This window comes from Nocardioides agariphilus (genome assembly GCF_015352445.1).
Taxonomy (GTDB): Bacteria; Actinomycetota; Actinomycetes; order Propionibacteriales; family Nocardioidaceae; genus Nocardioides; species Nocardioides agariphilus.
Genome location: NZ_JADKPO010000028.1, coordinates 49460 through 56508, shown reverse-complemented (window position 1 = coordinate 56508; position 7049 = coordinate 49460). Strand labels below are relative to the sequence as shown.

The following is a 7049-nucleotide window of genomic DNA, read 5'->3' as shown; positions in this document are numbered from 1 at the left end:
CCGAGCAGGCAGCCCCTACTCGGTAACCCACGACCATTTGTGAGAGAGGCCCCGACCCGCAACCCCGTCACAGCGACCGGGTCACCTCATACCGTCTAGCCGCCCTGGACGTAGTGGTCGAGCTGGTCGCGCTCGAACGTCAGCTGGTCCATGGCGGCCTTGACGACGTCGCCGATCGAGATGATCCCGACCAGTCGGCCGTCGGCGACGACGGGCACGTGCCGGATCCGGCGCTCGGTCATCAGGGCTCGCATCGCCTCGAGCGTGGTGGCGGGCTCCGCGGTGGCGACCTCGGCCGTCATGATCGCCGAGACCGCGCCCTCGAGGATGTCGTCGGAGTCGAGCAGGTGACGCACGACGTCGCGCTCGCTGACGATTCCGTCAACCGTGGATCCGTCGCCGCTGACCACCAGCGCTCCAACGTTGTGCTCGGCGAGCAGCCGGATCAGGTCACGCACCTTCGCGTCCGGCGAGATCGTGATGACGTCCTTGCTGGGCTTGCCGCCGATCACGTCGCTGATCCGCATGGGCGTGGGCCTCCTCGGTGGCAGGGGAACTACTCTTCGGTTGGCATTCCACCGTAGTCGCGCCGCGGGACGCGAGTCGAGAGCATCACTCGCGAGGGCGCAGCTCGTGGACCGAGCCGGGGCCTTGACGAGGGAACTCGGGGTCCTCGTGGTCGTCGGGCAACGACCCGAGGAAGGCGAGGACCGCCTCGTGCAGGTGGCCGTTGGTCGCCAGCGCGTTGCCGCCCCACGGACCCTCGGTGCCGTCGAGGGAGGAGAACTTGCCACCCGCCTCGCGCACGATCACGTCGAGGGCGGCCATGTCGTAGAGCTGCAGCTCAGGTTCGGCGGCGATGTCGACGGCGCCCTCGGCCAGCAGCATGTAGGACCAGAAGTCGCTGTAGGCGCGGGTGCGCCAGCAGCGACGCATCAGGGAGAGGAAGTCCTGCAGCCGGTCGCGCTCGTCCCATCCGTGCAGCGACGAGTAGGACATCGACGCATCCTCCAGACGCCGCACGTCGGACACGGTGCAGCGGGTGGCCTTCAGCAACGATCGGCCGGTCCAGGCCCCCGCACCCTTGGAGGCCCACCACCGCCGCTGCAGCGCGGGTGCCGAGACCACGCCGAGTACGACCTCGCCGTCGACCACCAGCGCGATCAGCGTGGCCCAGACGGGGACGCCCCGCACGAAGTTCTTGGTCCCGTCGATGGGATCGACGATCCACCGGCGCTGGCTGTGTCCGGTCGAGCCCTGCTCCTCGCCGAGCACGGCATCGCGCGAGCGGACGCGCGAGAGAGTGCGCCGGATAGCCTCCTCGACGGCCTGGTCGGCGTCGGTGACCGGGGTCAGGTCCGGCTTGCTCATCACGTGGAGGTCGAGCGCCTTGAAGCGGCTCTCGGTGATCGAGTCGGCGTCATCGGCCAGCAAATGGGCCAGGCGCAGGTCGTCGGTGTAGTCGACGGAGCCCGCTGGCCCGGCTGATCGACCGGAGATCGGCATGGTCTCCAACCTATCCGGCCGTGAACCGTCCGCCCTGTCCATTCGTAGGGGGAAGTGTGCCAAATCCATCGACCGGATCCCTCGAGAGGTTCCGCCCATGAACATCGCCGGCCTACCCGCCCACGTGCTGATCATTCACGCGGCCGTCGTGTTCGGACCCCTGGCGGCGCTCGGCGCACTGGCCTACGCGGGCCTGCCCCGCCACCGCGACCTGCTGAGATGGCCCGTGCTCGTGCTGACCGTCATCGCCGTCGCGTCGATCTGGGCGGCCTACGTCACGGGCGTGAACTTCTTCGGCAGCGACCGGTTCGCCAACGCCTCTGGCCAGCTGCGCGACAACATCCGGACCCATGAGAGCTACGCCAAGACGCTGCGCTGGATCGTCTCTGCCTTCGGCATCGTCACCGTCGCGACGACCTACGCCTACCACGCCAAGCCAGGCACCGCTCGCACCGTGCTGACCGGGCTGATGGCGGTGTCGGCCGTCGCGACCTTGGTATGGGTGGTGCTGACCGGCGACGCCGGAGCGCGCTCGGCCTGGAGCTAGTGCCCCGCGAGGGAGTGTGGTGAGGCTTGGGGTGCCGAGCGTGCGTGCAGCGCGAGACTTCCCAAGCGGGGCACTAGTACGCCGGCTCCGACCGCGCAGCGAGTAGTCGCCGGAACGACTCGACGCGGGCGAGGTCCGCCTCGCCGCGCTCGACCGCCTCGTCGAGCCCGCACTCCGGCTCGTCCGCGCCGTGCGTGCAGCCGCGAGGACAGTCCTCGGTCATCTCGTCGAGGTCGGGGAAAGCCTCGATCAGGTGCTCGGGCTGCACGTGCGCCAGCCCGAAGGACCGAATCCCTGGCGTGTCGATGATCCAGCCGGTGACCTCGCCCCGATGAGGAAGCGGCAGCATGATCGCCGAGGTCGAGGTGTGTCGCCCGCGGCCGGTGACGGCATTGACATGGCCGATCTCCCGGTCGGCGTCGGGCACCAGGGCGTTGACCAGCGTGGACTTGCCGACTCCGCTGTGGCCGATCAGGACGCTGGTGCGGTCCTGCAGCCTCGCGAGGAGGTCGCTGAGGTCGCCGCCCTTGTGGGTGACCACCCACGGCACACCGAGTGGCCGGTAGGTGACGAGCAGTGTCTCGGGATCGGCCAGGTCCGACTTCGTCAGGCACAGCAGTGGCTTCATCCCGGCGTCGTAGGCCGCCACGAGGGCGCGGTCGATCAGCCGTGGTCGGGGCTCGGGATCGGCCAGGGCGCTGACGATGACCAGCTGGTCGGCGTTGGCCACGATCACCCGCTCGACGGCGTCGTCGTCGTCTGCGCTCCGGCGCAGGACCGTCGAGCGATCGGAGACCTCCACGATGCGGGCCAAGGAGCCCACGTCGCCGGACACGTCGCCGACCACGCGAACCCGGTCGCCCACGACCACAGCCTTGCGCCCCAGGGGGCGCGCCTTCATCGCCGTGACCGCCACGCCCTCCACGACCACTCCGTAGCGGCCCCGGTCGACCGTGAGTACGAGACCGTCGTGAGCGTCGTCGTACGACGGCCGCTCCTTGGTGCGTGGTCGGGTGTGGCGCCGGGGGCGGTCGTAGTGCTCCTGGTCGTGCTCGCCGTAACGGCGCTGACCGGGGGGCATCAGCGACCCAGCAAATGGGACCAGTAGGTGGGGAAGCCCGGGTAGGTCTTCCAGGTCGTGCCGACGTTCTCGACCAGCACGCCGTCGACGACCGAGCCGACCACGACGCCGGCATGTGCCATCCGGTGGTCGGCGTAGGTGTGGAACAGGCCTCCGTGCAGCGTCGCGGGCCGGAAGGTGAGGCCGTCCTCGGTCTCGGTGACGTGAGCACCCAGGCCACCGAGCTCACGGGTCAGGGCTGCGAGCCGGTCGGTCTCGTGACCGCGGATGTGCGCGATGCCGCGCAGGACCGAAGGCGACTCGGCCAGTGCGCACAGGGCTGCGATGACGGGGGTCAGCTCTCCCACGTCGTGCAGGTCGGCGTCGATGCCCTCGAGTCGCTCGCGGCCGCGCGCCGTCAGCCCGTCGTCATCGAGCGTGACCTCGCAGCCCATCCGCGTGAGCAGGTCCCGCAGCGCATCGCCGGGCTGGGTCGTCTCGTGCGGCCAGGCCGGCACCCTGACGGTCCCACCGGTGGTGGCAGCCAGCGCGAGGAAAGGCGCCGCGTTGGACAGGTCCGGCTCGATCTCCGTGTCGAGGGCCTTGATCGGGCCGGGGGCCACCTGCCAGCGGTTGGGCTCCGCATCGTCGACGTCGACCCCGTGGCGACGCAGCATCGCCACCGTCATGTCGATGTGTGGCAGGGACGGCACGGGCTTGCCGTCGTGCAGCACGTCGATGCCGTGGTCGTAGCGGGAGCCCGCGAGCAGGAGCGCCGACACGAACTGCGAGGAGGCGGAGGCGTCGATCACGACCTGCCCGCCGGTGACCGATCCGTGCCCGCGGATCACGAACGGCAGCGCGCCGCGGCCCTCGTCGTCGACGGTCGCGCCGACGCCGCGCAGCGCCGTCAGTACTTCGCCGACGGGACGTTTGCGCATGTGGGGGTCGCCGTCGAAGGAGACCGCCCCGCTGGACAGCGCAGCGACCGGAGGCAGGAAGCGCAGCACGGTGCCGGCAAGGCCGCAGTCGATCGTCGCGTCGCTGTCGAACCGTCCCGGTGCCACCGACCAGTCGTCCCCGGAGTAGTCGACGTCGGCACCCATTGCGTCGAGACCCTGCGCCATCAAGACGGTGTCACGCGACTTCAGGGCACGGCGTACGACGCTGGGGCCGTCAGCGAGTGCGGCGAGCACGAGCGCCCGGTTGGTCAGCGACTTGCTGCCTGGAAGCTCGGTGGTGACCTCGACCGGGCCCCGCGCGCGTGGTGCGGGCCACGGGTCCTCGTAGGTGCTCACGGTCACGCGGCGCAGCCTAGACGTTACGAACGGGGTCGCCTCTTCTCCGTGTCGTAGACCGGAAGTACGTCGACCGTCGCACGCACGGTCTCGTCGCTCGCTGCCACGTCCAGTGCCACGTCCAGTGTGCCGCCCAGCGTCGCGTGCCCCGTCTCGATCACGGCGAGCCCGATCTGGCCGAACCTCGGGCTGTCGGTCGGGCTGGTGAGCACGCCGACCTCCTGGCCGTCCTTGGTGACCACGGCGCCGTACTCCGGGAGCTCGTCGGCCTCGTAGCGCAGCGTGACGAAGCGGTGGGGTGGGTTGGCGGCCACGGCACGCAGCGCGTCCTCGCCGGTGAAGCCGAGTCCCTGGTCGAGCCGCACCATCCGGTCGAGGCCGACGTCGAAGGGCGTGCGCTCGTGTGGCTCGTACTCATAGGAGGTCACGATCAGTCCGGCCTCGATCCGGGCGACCTCGATCGCCTCGGTGCCGATCGGCGTGACTCCGGCGCCGACGATCGCGTTCCAGAGCGTCTCGGCGTCGGACGGGTCGACCAGGAACAGCTCGAACCCGAGCTCGCCGCCGTAACCGGTCCGGGACAGGTGCACGTCGACACCCGCGACCTTGACCGGTCGGGGGATGAACCTGAAGTACCTCAGCGCCTCCAGGTCCTCGTCAGTCAGCTTCGAGACCACCTCGCGAGAGCGAGGTCCCGTCACCCCGAGGTGCGGCATCGACTGCGTGACCCACTCGAACTCGACGTCGAGGCCGGACGCCAGCTCCCCGAAGTACTGCTCGTGGTCCCTTCCGTTGGTCATCACCCAGCAGTGGTCGTCCGAACCGGTGTTGAACACGGTCCCGTCATCGACCATCAGCCCGTCGGCGTCGAGGAACGCGCCGTAGCGTGCCTGCCCGACGGCCAGCCCCACCGCGTCGTTGCTGAAGCCTCGCTGGGCTGCCCTCAGGGCGTCGGGCCCGCGGAACTCCCACTTGTTGAGCGGCGAGACGTCCCACACGGCTACGTCGTCGCGGAGGGCGGAGTACTCCTTGGCCAGGTCGCCGAACCCCTCGAGCCAGGTCCACCCGCCCTCCTCGTAGTGCGACCCGCCCTGGGCGGCAGTCACGTCGTGGAACGCGGTCTTGATCGCGGTACCGGATTCAGGGTTCTCGCTCATCGGGCCTCCCGTGGTCAGGGGCCGCATCCTCGCACGAGTTTGACTGACTGTTCAAGCAGGACCGGTCATGGAGGCGCGGGTCGAACCTCGGGACCGCGACGCGATCAGGTCAGCTGGGCGCGGGCCAGCCTGGCCTCTCGGCGGGCGCTCTTGGCCAGCACCTTGGCCTCGCGGCGTACGTCGGCCGCGGCCCTGCGCGCCCGCCAGGCAACGCCGGGCTTGCCCTCGGTGTCGACCGCGGCGAGAAGGAGGCCGCCGAGCATCGAGGCGTTCTTGAAGAAGTGGACGCGTTGCTGAGCCTTGCGCTGTGGGTCCTTCTCCTCCCAGAACCGGTGACCGGCGGCGGTCGTCGGCACGAGCGTGGCGGCGAGCAGCGCGCTGGAGGTGCGTGGCATCCGGCCGGTGGCCAGCATCAGCGCGGCGCCGATCTGGGCAGCCCCGTTGAGCCGGACCAGAGTCGTGGTGTCCTCGGGGAGCTGCGGCACGTACCTGCGCAGCAGCGGCACGAGGCGGTCGACGACGGGCTCGGCGGCGTCGGCCTTCTGGCTGGCGTTGCGTAGTGAGTCGAGTCCTCCCACCACGAACATCGAGGCGAGGAGGGGCCGGGCCGCAAGCCGGACGATCGTCATGTCGTCTTTCCTACACCACTCGATCACGGCCGGTCGTCGCCCGACGGGGTGGTCGGTGGTCGCCACTAGCCTGTGCGCATGTGCGGTCGCTACGCCTCCAGCCGCAGGCCCGAGGACCTCATCGAGGAGTTCGAGGTCGCCGACAACCGGGTGCCCACGGTGCTCCAGCCCGACTACAACGTCGCGCCGACCAAGGAGGTCTACGCCGTGGTGGAGCGGCCACCCTCCAAGGAGGAGGGGGAGCAGGGAGTGCCCGCCGAGCGGCAGCTACGTGCGCTGACCTGGGGGCTGGTGCCCTCGTGGGCCAAGGATCCCAAGATCGGCAACCGGATGATCAACGCCCGCATGGAGACGGTGGCCGAGAAGCCTGCGTTCAGGCGGGCATTCTCCTCGCGCCGCTGCCTGCTGCCCGCCGACGGCTACTACGAGTGGTACCCCACCCAACAGCTCGGCAAGTCCGGCAAGCCGCTCAAGCAGCCGTTCTTCATCCGCCCCAAGGATCACGGCATCCTCGCGATGGCCGGGCTCTACGAGATCTGGCGAGATCCCGACAAGGCCGACGACGACCCCGACCGCTTCCGCTGGACCTGCACGGTGATCACCACCGACGCCGAGGACGACGTGGGCCACATCCACGACCGCATGCCGCTGATGGTGGAGAAGGACCGGTGGGCCGCCTGGCTCGACCCCACCAAGAAGGACAAGGACGACCTCCTCGCCCTGCTGGTGCCCGCGTCGCCGGGCGCCCTCGAGGCATATCCGGTCTCCAAGGCGGTGAGCAACGTCCGCAACAACGGCCCCGAGCTGATGGAGCCGTTGCCCTTGGAGGACCTTCCCGAGTTGGCGGAGTAG

Annotated in this window: 8 protein-coding genes; 2 read left to right on the top strand and 6 right to left on the bottom strand. The window is 69.8% G+C overall.

Features of this window, described 5'->3' with window-relative positions; all coding sequences use genetic code 11:
* Positions 1-95: 95 nt before the first annotated feature.
* Complete coding sequence (locus ISU10_RS17805) at positions 96-527, bottom strand: CBS domain-containing protein (protein WP_194697770.1); 432 nt, start codon at positions 525-527, stop codon at positions 96-98.
* An 85-nt stretch (positions 528-612) separates the two neighbouring features.
* Positions 613-1506, bottom strand: coding sequence for a histidinol-phosphatase (gene hisN / locus ISU10_RS17800; protein ID WP_194697769.1), 894 nt, complete (start codon positions 1504-1506; stop codon positions 613-615).
* A gap of 97 nt (positions 1507-1603) precedes the next feature.
* On the opposite strand from hisN, the gene ISU10_RS17795 reads away from it, so the two are divergent.
* On the top strand, positions 1604-2053 hold the full coding sequence (locus tag ISU10_RS17795) for a hypothetical protein (RefSeq protein WP_194697768.1): 450 nt from the start codon (positions 1604-1606) through the stop codon (positions 2051-2053).
* A gap of 73 nt (positions 2054-2126) precedes the next feature.
* Here the strand turns inward: ISU10_RS17795 and rsgA are convergent, their stop codons facing one another.
* The 4 genes from rsgA to ISU10_RS17775 all read right to left on the bottom strand — a co-directional run bounded on the left by rsgA (position 2127) and on the right by ISU10_RS17775 (position 6197).
* Positions 2127-3134 carry a ribosome small subunit-dependent GTPase A gene (gene rsgA, locus ISU10_RS17790; protein ID WP_194697767.1) on the bottom strand — a complete coding sequence of 336 codons (1008 nt, stop codon included), beginning with the start codon at positions 3132-3134 and terminating at the stop codon, positions 2127-2129.
* Positions 3134-4411, bottom strand: coding sequence for a 3-phosphoshikimate 1-carboxyvinyltransferase (gene aroA / locus ISU10_RS17785; RefSeq protein ID WP_194697775.1), 1278 nt, complete (start codon positions 4409-4411; stop codon positions 3134-3136). The genes rsgA and aroA overlap by 1 nt, the downstream gene beginning before the upstream one ends.
* 23 nt (positions 4412-4434) lie before the next feature.
* Positions 4435-5568, bottom strand: coding sequence for an aminomethyl transferase family protein (locus ISU10_RS17780; protein WP_194697766.1), 1134 nt, complete (start codon positions 5566-5568; stop codon positions 4435-4437).
* Between the two features lie 104 nt (positions 5569-5672).
* Positions 5673-6197, bottom strand: a complete 525-nt coding sequence (locus ISU10_RS17775; RefSeq protein ID WP_194697765.1) for a DoxX family protein — start codon at positions 6195-6197, stop codon at positions 5673-5675.
* Positions 6198-6275: 78 nt separating this feature from the next.
* Here ISU10_RS17775 and ISU10_RS17770 point away from each other — a divergent pair, with 78 nt between their 5' ends.
* Positions 6276-7049, top strand: coding sequence for an SOS response-associated peptidase (locus tag ISU10_RS17770; protein ID WP_194697764.1), 774 nt, complete (start codon positions 6276-6278; stop codon positions 7047-7049).

Bases quoted from the DNA above. Each gene is read 5' to 3' on its own strand.
- hisN (WP_194697769.1), bottom strand. From the start codon at position 1,506: ATGCCGATCTCCGGTCGATCAGCCGGGCCAGCGGGCTCCGTCGACTAC.
- ISU10_RS17780 (WP_194697766.1), bottom strand. From the start codon at position 5,568: ATGAGCGAGAACCCTGAATCCGGTACCGCGATCAAGACCGCGTTCCAC.
- ISU10_RS17770 (WP_194697764.1), top strand. From the start codon at position 6,276: ATGTGCGGTCGCTACGCCTCCAGCCGCAGGCCCGAGGACCTCATCGAG.
- ISU10_RS17775 (WP_194697765.1), bottom strand. From the start codon at position 6,197: ATGACGATCGTCCGGCTTGCGGCCCGGCCCCTCCTCGCCTCGATGTTC.
- ISU10_RS17795 (WP_194697768.1), top strand. From the start codon at position 1,604: ATGAACATCGCCGGCCTACCCGCCCACGTGCTGATCATTCACGCGGCC.
- rsgA (WP_194697767.1), bottom strand. From the start codon at position 3,134: ATGCCCCCCGGTCAGCGCCGTTACGGCGAGCACGACCAGGAGCACTAC.
- ISU10_RS17805 (WP_194697770.1), bottom strand. From the start codon at position 527: ATGCGGATCAGCGACGTGATCGGCGGCAAGCCCAGCAAGGACGTCATC.